Origin of the sequence: Qipengyuania atrilutea (assembly GCF_013370205.1) — a bacterium.
Lineage (GTDB): Bacteria > Pseudomonadota > Alphaproteobacteria > Sphingomonadales > Sphingomonadaceae > Actirhodobacter > Actirhodobacter atriluteus.
Map to the genome: position 1 here is coordinate 251571 of NZ_JABWGV010000001.1, position 20080 is coordinate 271650.

Here is a 20080-nt window from a genome sequence, read left to right on the forward strand (position 1 = left end):
GGTAGCCTTTCGTGAGCGCGATCAGGCGCTTTTCATCGCCGTGGCGAGAGAGTTGAGTCGAGTGCGGATCGAACCGTCGATCCGCGTGGAACCTACGCGGACGACGAGCCCGCCAAGTAGTTCCGGATCGACTTTCGTGGAAAGTTTGACTGTGCGGCCCTCGCGCTGCGTCAGCTTCGTCTTCAGCGTTTCGAGCTGGCTGTCGGTCAGCGCGTGGGCGCTCGTAACTTCGGCGGTAACCTCGCCGCGCTGCGCGGCGGCGATCGAACGGAAGGCGCGGATCATGCCCGGAAGTGCGGACAGACGGCGGTTCTGCGCCAGCACGCCGAGGAAGTTCTGCGTCAGGCCGGTAAGCCCCATAATGGCCGATGCGCCCCACAGCGCCTTTTCGGCGGCACCGCGGCTGATCTGCGGATTGGTCGTCAGCGCCTTCATCTCCGGCGATTCGTTCATCGCCGCCTCGACCTTGTCGAGATCGGATTCGACGGCGCTCACGGTACCCGCTTCGGAGGCCAGATCGAACAACGCGGAGGCGTAGCGCCCGGCTAGGCTAGACTGAATACCGGCGGAAACTTCCACGCGAAAATCCTCTTGGGGTTTCGATTAAAGACACGAGAATGTGCTGACCGCGCCGAACGAGGGCGCGTTTCGCACCCCCGGCAAGGTTGGCGCGCGCCTAGCATTGCCTACTAACCGATGCAAGCCGGTGTTGGAGAAACAGGCGGGGCGGGCCGGGGACGCATTTATCATCTCAAGGGCTGCATTGATACACCAGCCGCTCGTTCGCGCGTTCGGGCAGTTTCCCGGTGACCGAGGATTGCATTTCGCCAAGCAGGCTCGCGGCATTCTCGGTTTTGCATTTAGGCGGCGTGTAGCTGCGGCGCTGCGCGCGCGCTTCGCTCATCTGAGCGCGGTTCAGGAGATAGCGGTCGGTCCGGAAGGTGAGGGTGTCGGGATCGAAGCGGTTGACGGAAACCGCCGCTTCCCCGTTCGGTACGAAGACCCGCGACCACGTGCCGCCCGCAAGCCCGTACTGGGTCCGCCCGTTGACGCAGCCGTCCTCGCTCCACTCGAGCGTGATGTCGTCGGTTTCCGCGCTGGTCACGCGGCTGCGCGCTACATCCAGCGTACACACCAGCTTCTGCATGCCCTCGGAAGTCATCTGCGCCACGTCGTCTTCGTTCTGACCCTGGGTAAGTGCCTGCGCGATGCGCTTGTCGATTTCGCCGAGGCCGGGGCGGGAGAACCAAGCGACGAGCGCAGCGAGGAAAGCTGCGCCGGCAATGCCGCTGGCGATATAGATGCGCTTGTCCTCGCGTCCCCGCCGCTTGCAATATACGGCATAGCTTGCCGCGCTCCACCCGCCGAGAACCAGCAGGAAAGCGAGTGCGATCGCGTTCTCGCGGTCCTCCAGCACGGATTGCTCGGCTTCGAGACCGATCCGCTCGCGCCGTTCGCGCTGGGTTCGGGCGCGCGTTTCCTGCTCCGCGCGCTGCGCGGCTCGCAGGCGTTCCTGCCTGTCCTGCTCGCTCGCATCAAGTTCGGCCATGCTGCGGCAGGGCAGGGCGTTGACGCGCAGGTCGACATTGTTCTCGCGCAGGAAGGGGAGCAATTCGCGGGTCGAGACGGCGAAGAAGAACTCGGCATCCGATCCGCCCGAATCGGCACCGAAGCTATTGACGCCGAGCACCCGGCCGCAGGCATCGAGCAGCGGACCGCCCGAATTTCCGCGGGCGATGGGCGCGGTATGAAGGATAGTGTCGAACTCGCGCGACGGGCGTGCGCCCGAGAGGAACCCGCGGGCCGTGACGGGCGGCTGCGAGCGGAAGATGTCGCCGATCTGCAGGCCTTGCGCCCTGTCGACATTCATCGGGTACCCGACCGCCGTGACCTCGCCGCTGTCCGCCGGAACGCCGCCGGCGATCGTGAGCGGCGGCAGGCGCAGGTCTCCTGTCAGCTCGATCAGGGCGAGATCGTTGCGGCGGCTGACGGCGACGGTCTTCGCATAGACGGCGTCGTCGCCCTCGCTGGTGACCACGCCGATGCGCAGGCTGTCGTCCGCCAGCGCTTCGCTGACGACATGGGCGTTGGTCACGATGCGGGTCGGCGACACGGCGAAGCCGGTGCCGTGGCTGATCGGAAAGATTTGCTCGCCGTCGCTGCCGATGACGACGACGCGGACCACTCCGCGCGCAGCGGCAGCAATATCCTGCGGCTCGGCGCGCAAGTTTGCCGGTAGCGCGAGAGCGGCAGCGCATAGGAGAAGTAGCATAAAGCGGAACATCAGCGCGCCTTTACGCGATGCCGTGGTTTCATCGCAAGCGGCGGGATGCGAAGCTGTCGGCGCGCTGCTAGAACGACTGGCATGAACGAAGCCGAGCGCGCCTTTCCCGACGACGAGACTGCATGGTCAGCCGTGAAGCGGCGGGACCGGGCGTTCGACGGGCGCTTCGTGACCGGCGTTCACTCGACCGGCATCTACTGCCGGCCCTCCTGCGCTGCTCGGCATCCGGCCCGGCACAACGTCAAGTTCTATTCTGACGCCGACGCTGCCGAGGCGGCCGGATTGCGCGCCTGCAAACGCTGCGCTCCCCGCGACGTAGCGCGCGACGAAGCGGCGGTGCTCGGTGCGATTGAGGCGATTAAAGCGAGCGAGAGCGCGCTTGGTCTTGCGGCGCTAGCCGAACAGGCAGGCTATTCGCCGAGCCATTTTCAGCGGGTCTTTACCCGCATCACCGGACTATCCCCGGCAGCCTATTCCCGCGCCTTGCGCGAAGAGCGGGCGCGCACCTCGCTCGCTAGCGAAGGCAGCGTGACGGAAGCGATTTTTGCGGCGGGCTACAGCGCCCCGTCGCGGTTCTACGAGGAAATGGAAGGACGGCTCGGCATGAGCGCAAGCGAATGGAACGACGGAGGCAGAGGGCGCACGGTTCATTGGGACGTGATCAAAACCAGCCTTGGCAAAATGCTGGTCGCGGCGACCGAGAAAGGCGTCTGCTGCGTCAGCTTCGGCGAAGAGGAAGAACATTTGCGCGCTCGCTTCCCGAAAGCGGAGCTCGTGAAAGCGGACGAAGATTTCGCGGCGCTGTTCGGTAAAGTCGTCGCTGCGGTCGAGCGGCCCGGAACGGCAGAGAACATCCCGCTCGACGTGAAGGGTACCGCCTTCCAGCAGCGGGTGTGGGAGGCGCTGCGGGCTATTCCGCCCGGCAAGACGCGCAGCTACGGCGAGCTTGCCGCGGCGCTCGGCAGTCCGAAAGCCAGCCGCGCGGTCGGCGGCGCGAACGGTGCGAACAATATCGCCGTGCTGATCCCGTGCCACCGGGTTATCGCGGCTAACGGTACGCTCGGCGGCTACGCCTACGGCACGGCGATCAAGGAAGAGCTGCTGAAGCGCGAACGATCGGAATGATGCTCTACCGCGCGTAATCTTTGGTTGCTGGCTCTAGGCTGTCCAGAAACGCCTCTGCGCTGTCGAGGTATTCTTTCTGCCGCTCTTCGCCCATCTGGTCCCAGTTGGCGTAGATACGGCCGATACGGTGGTTGCTTTTCAACCGGTCGCGGTGCCGATCCATGAAGTACCAGTAGAGCGGGTTGAACGGGCAGGCGCCTTCGCCGGTTTTCTTCGACGGCGAATAGACGCATTTCTTGCAGTAATCGCTCATCTTGTTGATGTAGTTGCCGCTTGCCGCGTAGGGTTTCGTCGCGAGTTTTCCGCCGTCGGCGTAAAGGATCATCGCGCTGACATTGGGCAGTTCCACCCACTCGTAAGCATCGGCGTAGACCACCAGGTACCAGTCCTGCACCTCGCGCGGGTTAATGCCCGCCAGCAGCGCGAAATTGCCGAGCACCATCAGCCGCTGGATATGATGTGCGTGCGCATTGTCGCGGGTCGAGCGGATGCAGTCGGCAACGCAGCGCATGTCAGTATCGCCCGTCCAGTAGAAGTCCGGCAGGCTACGCTGCGCATTGAGCGCATTCGCTTCTTGCAGATGCGGCATGTTGTACCAGTAGAAGCCCCGAATATATTCGCGCCAGCCGAGGATCTGGCGGATGAAGCCCTCGACCGAATTGAGCGGCGCTTTCTCGTCGCGGTAAGCCTGCTCCGCCCGCTCGCACAGTTCCATCGGGTCGAGCAGGCCGAGGTTCAGGCTGGTCGACAGCATGGAGTGGAACAGGTCGTCCTCGCCGTGGACCATCGCGTCCTGATAGGGGCCGAACTTCTCGATCCGCTCCGTGAAGAAGGCGTCGGCGGCCTTCTCGGCCTCGTCGCGCGTGACGGGCCAAGCGAATGTCTCGAGGCTGCCGAAGTGGTCGGCGAACTTTTCCTCGACCAGTTCGATACAGGCTTGCGTTATCTCGTCGGGTTCGAACTTCGGCCGCTCCGGCGGGTCCATGTCGTCCTTCGGCGGGCGGCGGTTCTGCTTGTCGTAATTCCATTCACCGCCGGTCGGCTTCCCGCTTTTCTGCATGAGAAGGCCGGTGCGCTTGCGCATCTCGCGGTAGAAATGCTCCATCGTCAGGTGATCGCGGTCCTCAGCCCATTCGCGGAAGTCGGCGATGGGGCACAGGTAGCGGTCGTCGGGCAGGATCGTGACCTCGCGGTCGAACTTGTCCGGCCATTCTGCGATTGCCTGGTTGAGCCGCCATTCGCCCGCTTCGACGACATGGACTGCGGCCGGATCATGCCGCTCGATGGCGCGTGCTACTTCGCCGGTGAAGCTGTGCGAATTGTCCTCGTCGGTCAGTTCGACGTAATCGACCTCCCACCCCGCATCGCGCAGTTCTTCGGCGAAATGGCGCATCGCGGAGAAGATCAGCACGATCTTCTGCTTGTGATGTTTGACGTAGGTCGCCTCGTCATACATTTCCGCCATGACGATGACGGTGTCTTCCTTGGTGCGCCCACGCAGCGACGCTAGCGTGCGGGTAAGCTGGTCGCCGAGGATGGGAACGAGGACGGGGCCGCCGCCGCTATTGCTTGAACTCATGCCGCCATAACGAGCGAACGCGCGAGCGGTGCCTCAGCCAGCGGTATCCCCTTCTTCGTCACCTTCTGGGTCGCTTTGTTCTACGACCGCGGTTTGGGTCACCGTCAGTGTCCCGATCGGAAGCTCTCCGTCGCGCATCTGTTCGATCATCCGGATGAACTCGCGCGTGCCGCTTCCGTTATGCGGGTTGCCCGAAATGATCTTCAGCAGCTTGATCGCGTCGTCGAACTCGCCTTCGTTCACCAAGTGCTGCGCCCAAGCGAAGCGAATTTCCCGACTTTCGGGCGCACCGTAAAATGCGCCTTCGAGCGCCTCGCCCATCTGCGCATTCTTCTTGCCTTCCCTGAGGTAGGTATTGGCGAAATAGAACAGCGGTGCCGGATCGAGCGGATCGGTTCGGTTGGCCTTGCCGAAATACGCCCGCGCCTTTGCCCAGTTGCCCGCGTCCGGATCGTCATCGTGATCGAACGGTTCGAGCAGGATTTTGCCCTTCAGGATATTGGCGTCGACGTGATCGGGGTTGAGCGCCAACGCCTTGTCGACCGCCGCGTCGGCCACCGCGAAGTCGTACTGCGGCTGCGCATCGGACCGGTGGGCGGCCAGATATTCTAGTGTCGCGAACTGGACCAGACCGTCGGCGGTCGGCTGGTGTCGGTCAAAGAATTTGGCGAAATCCTTCCGAGTTCCCTCGACGTCGCGTGCGGTTCTCGCCTCCAGCGTCAGCTGGGTCAGATCGGATTCGTACTCGGACAGCCTGCGAACGGTGATGTCGCTGAGGTACGGGATCGGTTCGTCCGATTGCGCGTATGACAGCGCGCTTTTCGTGTATTTCTTCAGTTGCGCTTCGAACGCATCGAGATCGCCGAATTCGGCCTCCGCCGCTTCGAGCGGGTCCTGCCCCTCGTTAAGCGCGGTAAAGTAGCGGGCGACCTGCCTGCCTTTCTCGTCCGACCCGCGGTACATCATGTGCGTAAGCGCCCATGACCACGCGTAGAACGCATCGACGTAATCGCTCTTGCCGCTGGCTGTCTCCGTCAGCAGTTTGCGGATCGGAACCTGCGGCCCGACCTGCAGCCCGTAGGCGCGGTGATTGGCCGGTTTTCCGAAGGTCCAGGCGCCGCCGCGCTTGAATTCCGCGGTCGAGACGAACTCGGCGAAGCCCTCCACGAACCATGCCGGCGCAGGCGTTTGGAGATTGCGGAACATAAAATGGTGGGCGTATTCGTGAAAGATCACGGTATCGCCCGACAGACCGAAATCAGAGTAGCTCTTCTGGCGATTGGCGATCGCGTAGCTTCCGTCAGTTTCGGGTGAGTAGATGCCGGCGACCGTCTTTCCTTCGTCACCGAGCAAGTCCTGAACCTGCTTGGCGTTGTCGAGCAGATAGATCGTCAGCCGGTTCGGCTCGACTTCCGGTTTCTTGCCAAACAAAAGCCGCATGAGCGCATCGAGTTGCTCAAGTTCGTGTGCGAACTCTTCGAGTTGTTTTTCCTTGCCGCTGCTCAGGATGACAAAGTGGTGCGTATCGGCCCGGTACCACGTTTCGGCGGCGGCCGGGGCGGCAGAAACCGTCCCTACCGAAAACGCAAGCATGACGGCAATTTTCGTTCTGAGTCGCATAAGGCCCCCCTTACGGAAGAGAAGCCTAACGCATGATGACAAGTCCCGCAATTAATCCGCAAGACCTCGGCTAAGCGTCTGCACGACTGCCATCGTATAGGGGGCCGGGTAGTTTCGATCAGGTTACCCGGCCCATATGGCGTATCTAATCAAACGCCTTCAAGAATCTTCTTCGTCCTCATCGTCGTCGGCAAGGTTTGGACGAAGTTCATCGATGAGCGGCTGCGTGTTGCCGTCTCTGGCTTTGTCTACCAGATTGCGGATGTTCTCGATTTCCTCGCCACTGGCATGAGGCAAATTGACCACCGGTCCGAGCAGAATAATTGCCTCCCGGTCTCGCTCCTCCAACAGAAGAAGGTAGGCGAGCGAACGCCGAATACCTGTATCGAATGGCGCGATGCGGAAGGCCTGTTCCAAACCGATGCGCGCTGTCTCCGGTATCTGCTCGTTGGCATACACGAAAGTGTCGAAGTAGGTGTGCAGAACGTCGGGCCGCTCTGGATTGATCTTGTTCGCCGAAACCAAATGCTCGCGCGCTTCAAAAACTTTCGCCGGGTCAGTCTTCGCTTCTTCAAGCGCAATTTTCGCGAGATAAAGATAAGGCCGTACGGATTGCGGGTCCGCCGCCATCAGACGGTTGGCCAAGGCCGTCGCTTGTCCGTAATTTTCCGCATCAAACTCCGCTTCCATCGCCGTATCAAGTACCACGGCGGAGTTTGGATACTGGGATACGAGTGCGCGTGCATCTTCTGCCAGACCTTCTGCGTTACGCTTCCGGATGCCTGCTGTGGAACGGATATGTATCGGCATAGCCGCTGCCGCCGCCTCATCTAACGCGGTAACTTGGATGTCTGGCTCGGTTCCCTTCGGAAAATCGACGGCAATCGCTCGCGCCCTTCCGCGATGATACTTTTCCAGATCTTTTTGTAATTCGTCCAAATCACCGAAGGCTTGCCGTGCGGCTTCGAGATTTTCCGTGCCGTCATTCACGAGTTGAAGGTACTTCGCCAATTGGCCTTGCCGCGACGGTTCGAAAGTAAGGTAGCTCGTGAACATCCAACCATACGCATATTGGCGCATCACATCGGCATAATTAACCCGCCCGTCTTCCGTATCGAGGTCAAGAACGTCCTCAACGTCAAAACTCAGATCACGTAGGACGAAATTGCGATAGCGAGGCGGTTCTCCGAGATTGAAACCGTCGTCGCGAAAACGGATAGTTGCAAACAGTTCCGCGAAACCTTCACTATACCAGAACGGATAAGCGGCGGGAGCGTGTTGCCGCGAGAAGTAATGCGCATACTCATGAAACAGCACTTGGCCGGGGTTCAATTCTTCGCCACTGCTGACCCGCGCACCTAGTCGTCCGCGCGAGCGCCGATCTTCTTCCGCGGGCGCAAACGCTACGGAATTACCAGCGCGCGGGCTGAAGAACCCTGCGACGCCGGGTGAATAGGCAAGCTCACCAATATCGCTGGTCGTGCCAGTATGATAAATCGTGACCTTTTTACTATCTGCTACTTCACCGGCATCGAGTGGAAGCCCCCGAAACAGGCGCAATGCTTGATCAAGGCGTTCGAGGCTTCCTGCCACCTCGCTTGCTTCTTGTTCGCCCGCTTCGGACACAACTCGGAAGTGGTCCGTTTCGGCAATCCACCAATTATCGGCAGCGACCGCCGGAGTAGCAGCCATGGCCGCGCTTAACATCATAAATTTCTTAAACAAGTGCAGACCCCTTAAACCTCGACCCTCATATCAAACGAGCAAAACGTTTATAAAAATTGAGGACGGTTCCGCAAGTCGCCATCCGAAATGATAGATGGGCTTTCCGTAAGTGCACCGCATTTATGCAGTGGTCCGGTTCCAGCTAAGCTTGTCTGCCCGCTCTGAAAAAATGACCGACGGCTGTCTCGGCGCGTTTGACCGGGCGCATTTTTGCAACGCGCCCAATCTAATTAAGCAAACGTCAAAGCTCTGCGATCTGCTCTTTCGCGGCCTTCATGCCTTCTTCGATCGTGTCGGGACCGAAGCCGGTTTTCTCGACCCGCACGAAATGCAGATCGTCCACTCCGATGAATTCGAAGAAAGTCTTGAGCAGGCTTTCCTGATTTTCCGCCATCTGCTCGTTCGAATACTCGCCGCCGCGCGAGGATGCGATAACGACCTTGCGGCCGCCGGCGAGGCCTTCAGGGCCGCTATCCGAATATTTGAACGTTACGCCGGGAACGCCGAGCCGGTCCAGCCACGCCTTGAGCTGGCTCGGAATGGAGAAATTGTACATCGGCGCACCGATGATGACGATGTCGGAGGCGAAGAATTCGTCGAGTACAGCGCGCTCGTCAGGGTAGGCGGCGGCGACCGCTTCCTCGTGCGTTTCGGGCGGGGTTCGCAGCGCTTTTGTGGTGATCGGGTCGATATGCGCGAGCGGATTTTCGACGAGGTCGCGGCGGACCAGTTCCGCATCAGGATTGGCCTCGGTAAAGTGCTGCGTGATGAGATCGGTCAGCTTGCGCGAGATGCTCTGCTCGCCGGTCGTGCTGCTGTCGATACGTAGGATTTGCATTCATGAACTCCAGTACTAGTTACTAACGATAACCTGGAGGCCATATGGAAACCGCTACCGCAGCTCTGCAAGAGGGCACTTACCTGACCGATAGGGACATGGGTGATACCCTTGAGGTCGAAACCGCACCGCAGTGCCAGGCGGTGAACGACATTCTTGCCCGTGTCGGCGACAAGTGGACGGTGCGCGTCGTGATGAGCCTTGCCGAAGGGTCAAGCCGGTTCAACGAGCTGCGGGGGATCATTCCTGCGATCTCTCAGCGGATGCTGACGCGCACGCTGCGCAATCTCGAACGCGACGGGCTGGTCACGCGGACCGTCACGCCGACCGTTCCCCCGCGGGTCGACTATGCGTTGACGCCGCTTGGTCAGTCGCTCGTCGGTCCTGTAGCGCAGCTCGGCAACTGGGCGCTCGCCAACATCGCCGAGGTCGAACGTTCGCGCCGCAGGTTCGACGCCGAGGGGCCGGGCGTCTAATCAGACGAAGCTGTAGGGATCGATGTCGATCCCGACCCGCACGCTTCGCGGCAGATCGAGCTTGCCCAGCCAGTCGCGGATGACCGCCTGGACGTTGGCGGTGCGGCGTGCGTTTAGCAGCAGGCGATAGCGGTAGCGACCGCGCAGCAGCGCCATCGGGGCAGGCGCGGGTCCGAAGATCGCGATGTCGTCAAGATCGGGACGCGTGCCGCCGATGGCGAAGGCGGCGTCGCGCGCCTCGCGCTCATCCTCGCTCGATACGATAATCGCGGCCCAGCGTCCGAAGGGCGGGGCGCCTGCGCTGCGCCGTGCTTCGGTTTCCGCTTCGTAGAAGGCGTCGCGGTCCCCCTCAGCGAGCGCGGCGATGACCGGCGCTTCGGGGTGGCGTGTCTGGATAAGGACCAATCCCGGCTTCTCGCCCCGGCCGGCGCGTCCGGCGACCTGCGCGACCTGCTGATAGGTCCGCTCGGCTGCGCGCAGATCGCCGCCTTCGAGACCGAGGTCTGCATCAACCACGCCGACCAGCGTGAGTTCGGGGAAGTGAAAGCCCTTGGTCACGAGCTGTGTGCCGACGATGACGTCGACCGCGCCCGCATCGACCTGTTCGATGAAGGCGCTGGCCTTGCCGGGAGAAGAGAGCGTATCGGAGGTGACGAGCGCAACGCGCGCATCGGGCAGGCGCTCGGCCACTTCGTCTGCGATGCGCTCTACGCCGGGGCCGCAGGCGACGAGGCAGTCAGGCTCGCCGCATTCGGGGCAATTGGCGGGCGGGGTGGTCTCGTGGCCGCAGTGATGGCAGGCGAGCCGCTGGGACAGCCGGTGCTCGACCAGCCATGCGGTGCAGTTCGGGCATTGGAAACGAAAACCGCAATTGCGACACAGGGTCAGCGGGGCGAAGCCGCGCCGGTTGAGGAACAGCAGCGATTGCTCGCCCTTGGCCAGCCGCTCTTCCATTTCCGCAACCAACCGCGGCGCGAGCCAGTGACCGGCTTCCGGCCTTTCCTCCGTCAGATCGATCAGGTCTATCGAGGGGAGCTGCGCTTCGCCGAACCGGCTTTCGAGGTCGAGCTTCGTATAGGTCCCGCTCGCCGCCATATGCAGGCTTTCGAGCGCCGGTGTGGCGCTCGCGAGCACGACCGGTATCTCCTCGAAATGCGCGCGCATCACCGCCACGTCGCGCGCATTGTAGCGCACGCCGTCATCCTGCTTGAAACTGACCTCATGCGCTTCATCGACTACGATGAGGCCGAGGTCGGCATAAGGGAGAAACAGGGCCGAGCGTGCGCCGACCACAACCTGCGCGCCGCCTTCGCCGGGCGGAGTCGCGATCGCGCGCCAGGCACGGCGGCGCTCGGTCGATTTGAGCGAGGAATGCCACAGAACCGGCGGCACACCGAACCGCGCTTCGAACCGCCTCAGGAACGCTTCGGTAAGCGCAATCTCGGGCAGTAAAACAAGCACTTGCCGGCCTTCCTTCAGGGCGGCGGCAAGCGGTTCGAAATAGGTCTCGGTCTTGCCCGACCCGGTCACCCCGTCGAGCAGGAAAGGGGCATAGCGCCGTGCCATAACCGCAGACGCTATCGTGTCCGACGCTTCCTGCTGGTCGGCACTCAGTTCCGGCACGTCGTGATCGGGCCGGGCGCGGGGGAAGGGACGGTGCAGATCGACCTCGACCGGCTCGATGACTTCCTGACCGACGAGCCCGCGCAGCACCCCCTCCGAGACCCCGGCCTTTGCCGCGAGTTCGCGGATGGTCGCCTGCTCGCTGTCCAGCCGCTCCATCGCCTGCGCGCGCTGCGGAGTCATGCGGTCGGGCTGCTTGCCGCTGAGCCGGTATTCGGTGGTGGTCGACGGGCCCTTTAGGGCGCCGCCGCTCGCCAGCGCCATCCGCGCTACGCTTGCCAGCGAAGCGCAGTAGTAATCGGCGGTCCATTCGATCAGGCGGCGCAGCGGGGCGCGCAGTGGCGGAACCGGCACGACCTCGGCGATGGGGCGAAGCCGCTCGTCCGGAACCGCGTCGGCAAGCAGCCGTTCTGCCTCCCACACGATCCCCGTCAGGTGCCGGGGGCCGAGCGGAGCGACTACGACCGTACCCGGCTCCAGCCGCATGTCGCCAGGCACTGCATAGTCGAGCGGGCCGAGCGCGGCATTAAGCGGAAGGATACGGACACGGTTCATCTATATCCGCCTATGTCGGATGCATCCACGGCAAGGCAAGCGCTGCCGGCAGGAATAGACAATGGGAAAAGGATTGCGAGTATGAATGAAATTGCCGCGAAACCGACCAGCCGGCGCGCCTTCGTCGGCGGATTGACCGCCGGCGGTGTGCTGCTCGCATTGCCCGCGTGCTCGAGCCTTCCCGCCTTCAGTTTCACCGAAGCGGTGCGCCGGATGCTGCTTCTCTCCAGCGAGCGAGCCTTCGCGCGTCTGACTGCACCCGACGGCTTCTGGGACCAGCAGGTGGCCGAAATCGGTCTTAGCGATATGCTGGGCGCGCGCGGTGACGTCCTGAGCCGCATTTTGACTTCGTCGCTGTTCAAGGACCGCCTGCAGGATGCCTTTGCGGATGTCGCCATCGAAGGCAGCTACCGCGCTGCGCCGGTCGTGGCGGACGCGGTGCGCGTCGTTGGAATTCAGAACGCGGCAGACCTCGTTCGCGGCGGTCCGCGCGCGGCGACGGCATTCCTGCGCGACGAGATGGGCGGCCGGCTGATCGAAGCGATGGTGCCGGAAATTTCGGAAGCCTTGCTTGTCGCGAACGATCCGCTCGTCGGCGAGGCGCTGAATGCACTCGTCGGCGTGAATGTCGCCGAAGTAACGAACCGCTTCGCCGGCCGTGTCAACGACGTCATCTGGAACGAGATGGGCTACGAGGAAAAGGAAATCCGCCGCAATCCGCGCAGTACAAATGATCCGGTGATAATCGGGGCTTTCGGCACGGCGGCGCTTTGAACGAATCGCCACGCTCGGCCATCATCGTCGGCAGTTGAAGACGCGTAGAGCAAGCGCGCCGACTTTGAAGGACCGAACACCCGTGGAGCTTACCGCCGACATCCTCGCACGCTACCGCCGGCACTGCATGGACCGCCGGATGAAAGCGGAAAAGGCGATGCCGGAGCGGGCCAAGGACGCGGCGATTACGCGCGGCCTGGCGCGGCGGAAGGACGAATCTGCCGGGGAACGCGAACTGGCGTAACAAACTTCGCTCCGATCGGGCAGCGATAGCGCTACCTAAGGGTTTGCTTGCGAGCAGCCTTTTCGTCTAGGCACGGCTGCAACCAACCAGCCGGAGGCTCAGCAAGCAATCATGAAATTCTTCGTCGACACTGCCGATATCGATGACATCAAGGAAATGGCCGAGACCGGCCTGCTCGACGGCGTCACCACCAATCCCAGCCTGATCGCAAAATCGGGCCGCGATTTCATGGAAGTGACGAAGGAGATCTGCGGTCTCGTCGATGGTCCGGTCAGCGCTGAAGTGGTTGCGCTCGATCACGACACGATGATGCGTGAAGCGGAATCGCTCCGCAAAATCGCCGACAATGTCTGCATCAAGGTTCCGCTTACGATCGACGGGCTGAAGACCTGCAAGGCGTTGACGAGCGACGGGACGATGGTGAACGTCACTTTGTGCTTTTCCGCCAACCAGGCGCTACTGGCCGCCAAGGCGGGCGCGACCTTCATCTCGCCCTTCGTCGGCCGCCACGACGACAACGGCTTCGACGGAATGGAACTCATTCGCGATATCCGGCTGATTTACGACAACTATCTGTTCGACACCGAAATCTTGGTGGCTTCGGTGCGCCACGCGACGCACGTGCTCGAAAGCGCGAAGATCGGTGCGGATGTCGCCACCATGCCGCCAGCTGTCATCCGCGGCCTGTTCAAGCATGTCCTGACCGAAAAGGGCATCGAAGGCTTCCTCAAGGACTGGAAAACGACCGGGCAGAGCATTCCGGGCGTTTGATTTCCGGTAGGCAATGGCAGACCAGACTCCCCTCGACCTGTTCCGTCAGGCGCTGACCGGCACGGCGCGCGCTCTGTCGCGCGAGCCGGAGGTCGAGGTTGCCTGGAGCGCGGATACGCCGACGGAGAACGGAAAGAACTTCCGCGTTCCCCTGCCGGGCCGCGATCTGCCCGATGCTCAGACCCGCGAGGCGCGCGGCTTTGCCGACAGCTTCGCGCTGCGCCTGCGCCATCACGACACCGCGCTTCATGCCAAAAGCGCACCGGACGAGCCGCTTGCGCGCGCCTGCTACGATGCGGTCGAGCAGGTCCGCTACGAGGCGCTCGGCAGCAATAACTTCGCCGGGATCGCCGCCAACCTAGCTGCGGCGACGAAGCTGCGCGCCGGCTCCGATCCGATTTCCCGCGCAAAGGAAGCGGACGATGTGCCCCTGCAAAGCGCGCTCGGTCTCGTGCTGCGCGAAAAGCTGACCGGCCAGCCCGTGCCCGAACGCGCGCAGGCGGGCGTCGATCTGGTGCGCGACTTCATCGAGACCAAGGCCGATACCGATTTCGAAGCGTTGGCGCTGTCGCTCGACAATCAGGAAGCGTTCCAGTCGCTCGCGCTCGACATGCTGCGCCGCCTCCACATCATCGACCAGACGCCAGCCGATCAGGACGGCAGCGACGAGGAAGACGACGACTTCGACGGCGAAGGGGAAGATGAGGACGAGGGCGAAGAGGGTCTCGATCCCGGCGATCCCGAAGCGGTCGAGATGGCCGGCGATGCCACTGACGGCGAGGGCGACGGCGAGGCCGAGGGGGAGATGGACGCCTCCGAGGACGATCTGACCGAGGGCGAGCCGGGCGACGACGCGGAAGAGGGCATGATGCCGGTCCGCCCGAACCGCAGCTGGACCGATCTGCCCGACGACTTCGACTACAAGGCCTTCACCAAGCAGCATGACGAGATCATCGAGGCGGGCGAGCTGTGCGACGCGGAAGAACTGGAGCGACTTCGCGCCTATCTCGACAGCCAGCTGACCGGCCTGCAAGGCGTCGTGACACGGCTCGCGAACCGGTTGCAGCGGCGGCTGATGGCGCAGCAGAACCGCAGCTGGGATTTCGACCAGGAAGAGGGGCTACTCGATGCTGCGCGGCTCGCCCGCGTGGTGATCCAGCCGGGCCACGCGCTGTCCTATAAGGTCGAGCGCGACGTCGAGTTCAAGGACACGATCGTCACGCTGCTGATCGACAATTCGGGCTCCATGCGCGGGCGGCCGATCTCGATCGCTGCGATCAGCGCGGATATCCTCGCGCGCACGCTGGAACGCTGCGGTGTGAAGACCGAGATTCTTGGGTTCACGACCCGCGCGTGGAAAGGCGGGCAGGCGCGCGAGACCTGGCTGGCCGAGGGTAAGCCCGCGGACCCCGGCAGGCTCAACGACCTTCGGCATATCGTCTACAAGAAAGCGGACGAGCCGTGGCGCCGGGCGCGGCGCAACCTCGGCCTGATGATGCGCGAGGGGCTGCTGAAGGAAAACATCGACGGCGAAGCGCTCCTGTGGGCGCACGACCGGGTGATGGGAAGGCCGGAGGATCGCCGGATCCTGATGGTCATTTCGGACGGCGCGCCGGTGGACGATTCGACGCTCACCAACAACAGCCCCGGCTATCTCGAAAGCCATCTGCGCAAGGTGATCAACTGGGTCGAAACCAAGTCCCCGGTCCAACTCGTCGCCATCGGGATCGGCCATGACGTGACCCGCTACTACAAGCGCGCGGTGACGATCATGGACGCGGAGCAACTCGGCGGGACTATCATCGAGCAGTTGGCCGGGTTGTTCGAGGTGGAGGGGTGAACGTCTCCGATGCCGTCCGCAGCCGCCGTTCGGTTCGTGCGTTTGTTAACAAGCCGGTCGAGCGCGAGACGCTGGCCCGCATCCTCGAAAAGGCGCAGCGCTCGCCGTCTGGCGGCAATACGCAGCCGTGGCACGGGATCGTCCTTTCGGGCGAACCGATGCAGCGCCTGTTCGACCGGATCGCCCACGAATTTCCCAAGGGCCGCGACGCGCACAGGCCCGAATACAACGTCTATCCGTCGGAACTCGATGGCGCCTACGAGCAGCGCCGCAGGGGCGTCGGCGAGGATATGTACGGTGCGCTTGACATCTCGCGCGAGGACAAGGCGAACCGCCTTCAATGGTTTGCGCGCAATTTCCAGGCGTTCGGCGCGCCCGTGCTCATGCTCATCCATACGCCCAGATACATGGGTCCGCCGCAGTGGAGCGACATCGGCATGTGGTTGCAGACGATCATGCTGCTGCTGCGCGAGGAAGGGCTCGACAGCTGTCCGCAGGAGGCGTGGGCGGTCTATGCGTCGCAAATCCGCGAAGTCGTGGATATTCCGGACGATCACATCTTCTTCTGCGGGCTGGCCATCGGCTACCGTGACGAAAGCGCGCCGGTGAACAATTTCGACGTCAAGCGGGCCGATATCGGCGAGGCGATCCGCTGGGAGGGTTGGCAGTAACGCGTGAGCGACTTATGCGCGGCGCATGACCGACACGCCGCCCAAGAACGAACTGCGCCTGTTCAACTCGCTCACCCGCAGTCTCGAGACGTTCGAGCCGGTCCACGAAGGCGAGGCGCGCGTCTATACCTGCGGACCCACGGTCTACAACTACGCTCATGTCGGCAATATGCGCGCCTACGTCTTCGCCGATGTCCTCGGACGGACGCTGACGTGGAAGGGTTACAACCTCCGCCACGTCATCAACATCACCGATGTCGGCCATCTGACCGACGATGCGGACAGCGGCGAGGACAAGCTGGAGAAGGCGGCCGCAGGAACGGACACATCGATCTGGGACATCGCGAAGCGCTACACCGATGCGTTCAAGGCGGACGTAAAGGCCCTCAATATTCGCGAACCGGCGGAATGGTCGGTCGCGACCGACTATATCGAACCGATGATCGCATTCGCGAAATCGATTGCGGATGAGCATTGCTATGAACTCGAAAGCGGGCTCTATTTCGACGTCTCGACGGTCGCCGATTACGGGCGTCTTGCCCGGGCCGTAACCGAAGAAGGTGAGGGCCGGATCGATGCGGTCGAGGGCAAGCGTAACGCTACCGACTTCGCGATCTGGCGCAAGACCCCGGCGGGGGAAACCCGGCAGATGGAATGGGACAGCCCGTGGGGCAAGGGCGCGCCGGGTTGGCACCTCGAATGCAGCGTGATGGGTGAGAAGCTACTGGGCTTCCCCTTCGACATTCACACCGGCGGCATCGACCACCGCGAAATCCACCACCCCAATGAGATCGCGCAGAACCAGGCCTTCTGCGGCTGCGGTTCGCTCGACGTGGCGACGCATTCGGGCGCGAAGATATGGATGCACAACAACTTCCTCGTCGAACGGTCAGGCAAGATGTCGAAGTCGTCTGGCGAATTTCTGCGGCTGCAATTGCTGGTCGACCGCGGATACCACCCGCTCGCCTACCGGATGATGTGCCTGCAGGCCCATTACCGCAGCGAACTGGAGTTCAGTTGGGAAGGGCTGAGCGCGGCGCTGACGCGGCTGAAGCGGATGGTGATGACAGCGCAAGCGCTCCGATCCGGTCAGTCCGGCGATCCTGACATGAGACGCGATGACGGCTGGGGCAAATTGCAAGGTGCTGCAGACAAGTTTGCATCGGCGATCTCGGACGACCTTAACACTCCGCTGGCGCTGACGGCGCTTGAAGAAGTCGTCGCGACCAAGAAGGTCGATGTTGCTCTGAAAATATCGCTTCTGCGCGAGATGGATGCAGTTCTCGGTCTCGACCTTCTGAACCTCACCCGCATTGACCTCCGCATCCGTCCGAAGGCAGCGACTATTACCAAGGCGGAAATCGAGGACGCGCTCGAACGGCGCAGACAGGCGCGGGCGGAGAAGGACTTCGCCACGTCCGATGCCATCCGCGACGAACTTGCTGCTGCCGGCGTGGAAGTAATGGACGGCGATCCGCTCGGCTGGGAATGGAAGCTCGCATGACTGTAACCGTAATATCCGCCATGGTCCGTCCGCTGATCGAGGACCGTCTGCCCGACTGGGTCGAGCCGCGCTGGTTTACGAACCGGGAAGAGGCTGTGGAGCTTGCGCCGGAGGCCGAGATCGGCTGGTTCGACTTCGACAAGAAGGAACCGATGATCGAGGCGGTGAAGGCTGCATCGAACCTCAAATGGCTGAACTCGATCTACGCCGGGCTTGATTTCCTCCCGCTCGACCTGCTCGCGGAGCGGGGCGTGACCGTGACGAACGGGGCGGGCATCAATGCTATCACCATCGCCGAATATGTCGTGATGGGAATGCTCGTTCATGCGAAGGGTTACGCGGATGTCGTGCGGGCGCGAGACCGGCGCGAATGGCTGACCGATTCGCCGGGAAAGAAGGAACTTGCAGGCTCGAAGGCGTTGCTGATCGGCTACGGCGCGATCGGCAAGCTGATCGAACCGCGCCTCGAGGCCTTCGACGTCGAAGTGACGCTGGTCCGCCGCAGCGGCGGTGACAAGGCGCTGGGGCCGGATGAATGGCGCGGCCGGCTCGGCGAGTTCGACTGGATCATTCTCGCCGTACCCGCAACTGACGAGACCGAGGGCATGATCGGCGCCGACGAGTTGTCAGCGATGAAAAGCGATGCGGTGCTGGTGAATATCGCACGCGGCAGCGTGGTCGATCAGGCGGCGCTAACGAAGGCGCTGGAAGACAAGTCGATCGGGGGTGCGTTCCTCGACGTCGTGACACCTGAACCGCTGCCGGAAGAAGACCCGCTATGGGATCTGAAAAACGCCGAGATCTCGATGCATCTATCGGGCCGCGCTCAGACCAAGATGTTCTTGCGGTCGGCAGAGCGGTTCCTCGATAATCTGGATCGCTACCGTGCCGGAGAACGGGTAGAGCCGCAGCTCGATCCCAAACGCGGATATTAAGGGGTCGGCGGGCACTCGCACCCGCCGCCCCGGCTATCTCATCAGTCCTCTACCAACAGAAGGATTTCACAGCGCACGACCATGCGCGGCGAAGGGACCATCCGGTGCTCGACCTCGCAGATCGTAGCGTCTGCCACCAAGCGCCGAGGAATGGTGAACTCGTGTTCGGGCAGGGCGGCGATGAAGAACTCCGCCGCCGCGGCCGCTTCCGCCCCGGCAAATAGCATCGTTACTGTGTGGCGCGCGCCGGAGAAGGTGACGCTTGCCCAGCTTTTCTCCGAATGGTCGAGAACCTGTCCGCGGTGATCGGATAGTGCGAGCAGCGCATCGCGCAGCCGGTCGCTATCGTTTCGGCGGGCACGGCGAGCAGGTGCTTTCTTTTCCCGGTCCTCGTCAAATTTGAAGCCCTCAAGCACGGCTGGCCTCCCGGTAATTCTGCATGAATTCCTCGATGCGGCGGGCGGTATGTTCGCGCGGCGTGCGCCCGTTGCGCAAGTCGAGGACGAAGCGCGGATCGTGCGCGGCGAGCCGGCCGAACTTGGTCGGGGCCATGTTGTGTTTTCGAAGGAACTGTTCGATCGAGCGAATGAGCATCTGGCGACCTCTCTCATGATGCCTGGTTGGTGATTCGAGCGTTGTTGTTCTTACTTTGTTCCTTTTGAAATCCTACTTGTCTAGGAAAAATCCTATGCTATAGGAAAAATACTGTAGACAATAAGGGAGTCGCGCCGATGGAAGATCTCGACCCACTGGATCGCTTCGAACCGGAAGAGCGGTATGCGCGGGCCAGGCTACGCGAGATCATCAAGCGCGAGGGGCATACGCTGTCTGCCTTGGCGCGGCTGATTGGACGCAACCCCGCCTATCTGCACCAATACCTCGGGCGCGGAAGCCCGCGGCATCTCGACGAACCCGACCTTTTGCGGATTGCGGAATTCCTCGGCGTCGACCGGGGTTCCATCGCTACCCGGACGATCATGCAGCCGGCCGCTGACCGACCCCAAGCCAAGGGCGCAGAGTTCGTCGCCATCCCGCGCTTGCCGCTCGAAGCGTCAGCCGGGCCGGGCGCATTCAGTGCTGAGGAAATTTCCTACGACACCTTCCAGTTTTCCAAACGTTGGCTGCGCGAGATGGGGCTGGAAGGCGCGGATTTGAGCGCCATCCGGGTCGAAGGCGATTCGATGGAACCTATTCTGCGCAGCGGGGACGAAATTTTCGTCGACCGTAACAAGCGCGCCGGGGAGGGCATTCACGTCGTCAGGATTGGCGACGCGCTTCATGTGAAGCAGGTGCAGTCGATCGGGCCTGGGCGGATCAAGCTCGTCAGTGCGAACGAGGCTTACGCACCTGTCGAGCTGTCGCATGATGAGGTCGAAATCATCGGGCGGGTCGTATGGAAGGGTGGGCGCATCTAGTCCGCTTGTGCTGCCCCATAGAATGCGCGCTGCATTGCAATTCCGATGCGGGCGAGCCATTTGCGAAGGCATGACCGAGACAACCGACAAACCCAAATCGC

19 protein-coding genes are annotated in these 20080 nt (G+C 62.5%); 10 read left to right on the top strand and 9 right to left on the bottom strand.

Annotated features, from left to right (window positions below; genetic code table 11):
• Positions 1–21 precede the first annotated feature (21 nt).
• Positions 22–579 (bottom strand): F0F1 ATP synthase subunit delta, encoded by a 558-nt coding sequence (locus tag HUV48_RS01260; protein ID WP_176265960.1) that lies wholly within the window; start codon positions 577–579, stop codon positions 22–24.
• A 172-nt stretch (positions 580–751) separates the two neighbouring features.
• The gene (locus tag HUV48_RS01265; RefSeq protein ID WP_176265961.1) at positions 752–2284 is read right to left on the bottom strand and encodes a S1 family peptidase; all 1533 of its coding nucleotides are present in this window, start codon (positions 2282–2284) and stop codon (positions 752–754) included.
• Positions 2285–2365: 81 nt separating this feature from the next.
• On the opposite strand from HUV48_RS01265, the gene ada reads away from it, so the two are divergent.
• Entirely contained in the window at positions 2366–3409 is a 1044-nt protein-coding gene (gene ada, locus HUV48_RS01270; RefSeq protein ID WP_176265962.1) for a bifunctional DNA-binding transcriptional regulator/O6-methylguanine-DNA methyltransferase Ada, read from the top strand.
• 4 nt (positions 3410–3413) lie between these two features.
• Here ada and HUV48_RS01275 read toward each other — a convergent pair whose 3' ends face one another.
• The 4 genes from HUV48_RS01275 to HUV48_RS01290 form a co-directional block, all read right to left on the bottom strand.
• Positions 3414–4988, bottom strand: a complete 1575-nt coding sequence (locus tag HUV48_RS01275; protein WP_176265963.1) for a cryptochrome/photolyase family protein — start codon at positions 4986–4988, stop codon at positions 3414–3416.
• A gap of 33 nt (positions 4989–5021) precedes the next feature.
• Positions 5022–6608: a hypothetical protein gene (locus tag HUV48_RS01280; protein ID WP_176265964.1), complete on the bottom strand. Its 1587-nt coding sequence runs from the start codon at positions 6606–6608 to the stop codon at positions 5022–5024.
• A gap of 159 nt (positions 6609–6767) precedes the next feature.
• Positions 6768–8333 (bottom strand): tetratricopeptide repeat protein, encoded by a 1566-nt coding sequence (locus tag HUV48_RS01285; RefSeq protein WP_176265965.1) that lies wholly within the window; start codon positions 8331–8333, stop codon positions 6768–6770.
• 241 nt (positions 8334–8574) lie between these two features.
• Positions 8575–9171: an FMN-dependent NADH-azoreductase gene (locus HUV48_RS01290; RefSeq protein WP_176265966.1), complete on the bottom strand. Its 597-nt coding sequence runs from the start codon at positions 9169–9171 to the stop codon at positions 8575–8577.
• Positions 9172–9215: 44 nt separating this feature from the next.
• On the opposite strand from HUV48_RS01290, the gene HUV48_RS01295 reads away from it, so the two are divergent.
• Positions 9216–9647: a winged helix-turn-helix transcriptional regulator gene (locus HUV48_RS01295; RefSeq protein WP_318656026.1), complete on the top strand. Its 432-nt coding sequence runs from the start codon at positions 9216–9218 to the stop codon at positions 9645–9647.
• On the opposite strand, the gene HUV48_RS01300 is transcribed toward HUV48_RS01295, so the two are convergent.
• The gene (locus HUV48_RS01300; protein ID WP_176265967.1) at positions 9648–11825 is read right to left on the bottom strand and encodes a primosomal protein N'; all 2178 of its coding nucleotides are present in this window, start codon (positions 11823–11825) and stop codon (positions 9648–9650) included.
• Between the two features lie 81 nt (positions 11826–11906).
• Here HUV48_RS01300 and HUV48_RS01305 point away from each other — a divergent pair, with 81 nt between their 5' ends.
• The 7 genes from HUV48_RS01305 to HUV48_RS01335 all read left to right on the top strand — a co-directional run bounded on the left by HUV48_RS01305 (position 11907) and on the right by HUV48_RS01335 (position 18564).
• On the top strand, positions 11907–12599 hold the full coding sequence (locus HUV48_RS01305; protein ID WP_176265968.1) for a DUF4197 domain-containing protein: 693 nt from the start codon (positions 11907–11909) through the stop codon (positions 12597–12599).
• An 82-nt stretch (positions 12600–12681) separates the two neighbouring features.
• A complete protein-coding gene (locus HUV48_RS01310; protein WP_176265969.1) occupies positions 12682–12843 on the top strand; it encodes a hypothetical protein in 162 nt (53 codons plus the stop codon).
• Positions 12844–12954: 111 nt separating this feature from the next.
• The gene (gene fsa / locus HUV48_RS01315; protein WP_176265970.1) at positions 12955–13614 is read left to right on the top strand and encodes a fructose-6-phosphate aldolase; all 660 of its coding nucleotides are present in this window, start codon (positions 12955–12957) and stop codon (positions 13612–13614) included.
• Between the two features lie 13 nt (positions 13615–13627).
• Positions 13628–15454: a cobaltochelatase subunit CobT gene (gene cobT / locus HUV48_RS01320; RefSeq protein WP_176265971.1), complete on the top strand. Its 1827-nt coding sequence runs from the start codon at positions 13628–13630 to the stop codon at positions 15452–15454.
• Complete coding sequence (locus HUV48_RS01325; RefSeq protein WP_176265972.1) at positions 15451–16125, top strand: nitroreductase; 675 nt, start codon at positions 15451–15453, stop codon at positions 16123–16125. The genes cobT and HUV48_RS01325 overlap by 4 nt, the downstream gene beginning before the upstream one ends.
• 25 nt (positions 16126–16150) lie before the next feature.
• On the top strand, positions 16151–17629 hold the full coding sequence (cysS, locus tag HUV48_RS01330) for a cysteine--tRNA ligase (RefSeq protein WP_176265973.1): 1479 nt from the start codon (positions 16151–16153) through the stop codon (positions 17627–17629).
• Positions 17626–18564 (top strand): D-2-hydroxyacid dehydrogenase, encoded by a 939-nt coding sequence (locus HUV48_RS01335; RefSeq protein ID WP_176265974.1) that lies wholly within the window; start codon positions 17626–17628, stop codon positions 18562–18564. The genes cysS and HUV48_RS01335 overlap by 4 nt, the downstream gene beginning before the upstream one ends.
• A gap of 41 nt (positions 18565–18605) precedes the next feature.
• Here HUV48_RS01335 and HUV48_RS01340 read toward each other — a convergent pair whose 3' ends face one another.
• Positions 18606–18980, bottom strand: a complete 375-nt coding sequence (locus HUV48_RS01340; protein WP_318656027.1) for a hypothetical protein — start codon at positions 18978–18980, stop codon at positions 18606–18608.
• Positions 18973–19116, bottom strand: a complete 144-nt coding sequence (locus tag HUV48_RS01345) for a hypothetical protein (protein ID WP_404799907.1) — start codon at positions 19114–19116, stop codon at positions 18973–18975. Before HUV48_RS01345 ends, HUV48_RS01340 begins: the two co-directional genes overlap by 8 nt.
• A gap of 179 nt (positions 19117–19295) precedes the next feature.
• Between HUV48_RS01345 and HUV48_RS01350 the strand changes: the two genes are divergently transcribed.
• Positions 19296–19979 carry a S24 family peptidase gene (locus tag HUV48_RS01350; protein ID WP_176265976.1) on the top strand — a complete coding sequence of 228 codons (684 nt, stop codon included), beginning with the start codon at positions 19296–19298 and terminating at the stop codon, positions 19977–19979.
• The last annotated feature ends 101 nt before the right edge of the window (positions 19980–20080 follow it).